The sequence below is a fragment of the Hungatella hathewayi WAL-18680 genome (assembly GCF_000235505.1).
Lineage (GTDB): Bacteria > Bacillota > Clostridia > Lachnospirales > Lachnospiraceae > Hungatella_A > Hungatella_A hathewayi_A.
This window is the reverse complement of the sequence record NZ_JH379032.1, coordinates 1,977-5,324: the sequence shown is the minus strand read 5'-3', so window position 1 is coordinate 5,324 and position 3,348 is coordinate 1,977. Positions and strand designations below refer to the sequence as shown.

General features: G+C 49.8%; 1 rRNA gene. It reads right to left on the bottom strand.

The features are described 5' to 3' along the window. Positions 1-5: 5 nt before the first annotated feature. Positions 6-2,893: ribosomal RNA gene (locus HMPREF9473_RS25745) — 23S ribosomal RNA — on the bottom strand. Positions 2,894-3,348: the final 455 nt, after the last annotated feature.

Here is a 3,348-nt window from a genome sequence, read left to right as displayed (position 1 = left end):
CCAACTTGGTTAAGCCCTCGACCTATTAGTAACAGTCAGCTACACATGTTGCCATGCTTCCACCTCTGCCCTATCTACCTCGTCGTCTTCAAGGGGTCTTACTACTTGCGTATGGGATATCTCATCTTGAGGGGGGCTTCACGCTTAGATGCCTTCAGCGTTTATCCCTTCCCGACTTGGCTACTCTGCCATAGACTTGATAGTCTAACAGATACACCAGAGGTCAGTCCATCCCGGTCCTCTCGTACTAAGGACAGCTCCTCTCAAATATCCTACGCCCACGCCGGATAGGGACCGAACTGTCTCACGACGTTCTGAACCCAGCTCGCGTACCGCTTTAATGGGCGAACAGCCCAACCCTTGGGACCTACTTCAGCCCCAGGATGCGATGAGCCGACATCGAGGTGCCAAACCACTCCGTCGATGTGAACTCTTGGGAGTGATAAGCCTGTTATCCCCAGGGTAGCTTTTATCCGTTGAGCGATGGCAATCCCACTTTATACCACCGGATCACTAAGTCCTACTTTCGTACCTGCTCGACCCGTCGGTCTCGCAGTCAAGCTCCCTTCTGCCTTTGCACTCTTCGAATGGTTTCCAACCATTCTGAGGGAACCTTTGAGCGCCTCCGATACCCTTTCGGAGGCGACCGCCCCAGTCAAACTCCCCGCCTGACATTGTCCTCTCACCAGGTCATGGTGACAAGTTAGAAACCCAATACTGCAAGGGTGGTATCCCAACAGCGGCTCCAAGAAGACTGGCGTCTCCTCTTCTTAGCCTCCCACCTATCCTGTACATGCAATACCGAATCCCAGTATCAAGCTGGAGTAAAGCTCCATGGGGTCTTTCCGTCCTGGCGCAGGTAACCAGCATCTTCACTGGTATTTCAATTTCACCGGGTGCATTGTCGAGACAGCGCTCAAATCATTACGCCTTTCGTGCGGGTCGGAACTTACCCGACAAGGAATTTCGCTACCTTAGGACCGTTATAGTTACGGCCGCCGTTTACTGGGGCTTAAATTCAAAGCTTCGATTGCTCTAACCTCTCCTCTTAACCTTCCAGCACCGGGCAGGCGTCAGCCCATATACCTCACCTTTCGGTTTTGCATAGACCTGTGTTTTTGCTAAACAGTTGCTTGAGCCTATTCTCTGCGGCCCACTTTCATGGGCACCCCTTCTCCCGAAGTTACGGGGTCATTTTGCCGAGTTCCTTAACAATGCTTCTCCCGCCGGCCTTAGGATTCTCTCCTCATCCACCTGTGTCGGTTTACGGTACGGGCACGTATTACACAATAGCGGCTTTTCTTGACAGCCCCTCCGCCAACTTCCCTACTTTTGTTCGGTACGCGTCACGCCTTCCCGTTGCATAGCGGATTTGCCAACTATGCCGGTCCAGCGCTTGCCCCGGTCTTTTCATTCCCGGGTTTGGCTTTGGTTCTGTGTCCCCACAGTTCTGATAATACGCGGTACAGGAATCTCAACCTGTTGTCCATCGACTACGTCTTTCGACCTCGCCTTAGGTCCCGACTTACCCAGAGCAGATCAGCTTTACTCTGGAAACCTTAGATATTCGGCCTGGAGGATTCCCACCTCCATCTCGCTACTCATTCCGGCATTCTCTCTTCTTAGCACTCCACGGCTCCTTACGGTACCGCTTCAGCGCAGCTAAGAATGCTCCTCTACCAATGTATAAATACATTCCACAGCTTCGGTGTCGTGTTTCAGCCCCGGACATTTTCGGCGCAGGACCTCTCGACTAGTGAGCTATTACGCACTCTTTGAATGAATGGCTGCTTCTGAGCCAACATCCTAGTTGTCTTCGAAATCCCACATCCTTTTCCACTTAACACGCACTTTGGGACCTTAGCTGGTGGTCTGGGCTCTTTCCCTTTTGACTGCCCAACTTATCTCGTGCAGTCTGACTCCCGTACATCATCTGGCTGGCATTCGGAGTTTGATATTCTTTGGTAAGCTTTGACGCCCCCTAGGAAATTCAGTGCTCTACCTCCAGCAGACTAATACGAGGCTAGCCCTAAAGCTATTTCGAGGAGAACCAGCTATCTCCGGGTTCGATTGGAATTTCTCCCCTACCCACACCTCATCGCCACCCTTTTCAACGGATGTGCGTTCGGTCCTCCATTTCCTTTTACGGAAACTTCAACCTGGACATGGGTAGATCACCCGGTTTCGGGTCTGCATACACTGACTCTGGCCCTCTTAAGACTTGATTTCTCTTCGGCTCCACACCTGGGGTGCTTAACCTTGCCAGTATACACAACTCGCCGGACCGTTCTACAAAAAGTACGCGGTTCCACTTAAAATGTGGTTCCACAGCTTGTAAACACAGGGTTTCAGGTTCTTTTTCACTCCCCTCCCGGGGTTCTTTTCACCTTTCCTTCACAGTACTATGCGCTATCGGTCACTAAGGAGTATTTAGCCTTGGGGGGTGGTCCCCCCGACTTCCCACAAGGTTTCTCGTGTCTCGTGGTACTTTGGATACCGCCTGCTGACTATTGCTTTCCCATACGAGACTTTCACTCTCTATGGCGGGACTTTCCAGACCCTTCTGGTAACAAATCGTCTCACGTGATGCGGTCCATAACCCCGGAATGCACGCACTCCGGTTTAGGCTCCTTCCATTTCGCTCGCCGCTACTTTGGAAATCGAGTTTTCTTTCTTTTCCTCGCCCTACTTAGATGTTTCAGTTCAGGCGGTTCCCGACGTATGGCTATGTATTCACCATACGACGACTGAGGTTTGCTCAGCCAGGTTTCCCCATTCAGAAATCTCCGGATCAAAGGGTATTTGCCCCTCCCCGAAGCTTATCGCAGCTTATCACGTCTTTCATCGGCTCTTAGTGCCAAGGCATCCACCCTGCGCTCTTTATAGCTTAACCAATTCGACTTCCACCTGCGGGTGCGGGCTTCTGTCTAAGATTCATAGCGTTGAATCTCTGGTCTTAGGTTTGTTGGTTCGTCTTACGTTAAGACTACTTCAACGAGTTTTGTTTGTTTGGATATAAGAATCGCTTCTTATATCACCTCGGATGTCTTGAACGATTCTCATACAGTTTCCTGTACTCAAATCTTTCTAGATATATTCAATATGTGGTTTTCAAGGTACATGTTTGACTGAAGTTTATCAGTCATTAGTAAACTTGATATTTCAAATTCACTAATCACTGGTAAAAACCAGTTATATGGAACAGCACTACCCTGCTGAAGTAGGTTAACACATTTTTTTCATCTCTTTCGAGACATCACAGGCTTCGCCTTTATCTCCACCCATTAAAACGTGTCCGTTCTATATAAACACTCTGTGACATCATCCGTATTTCATAGATGTCTTCGA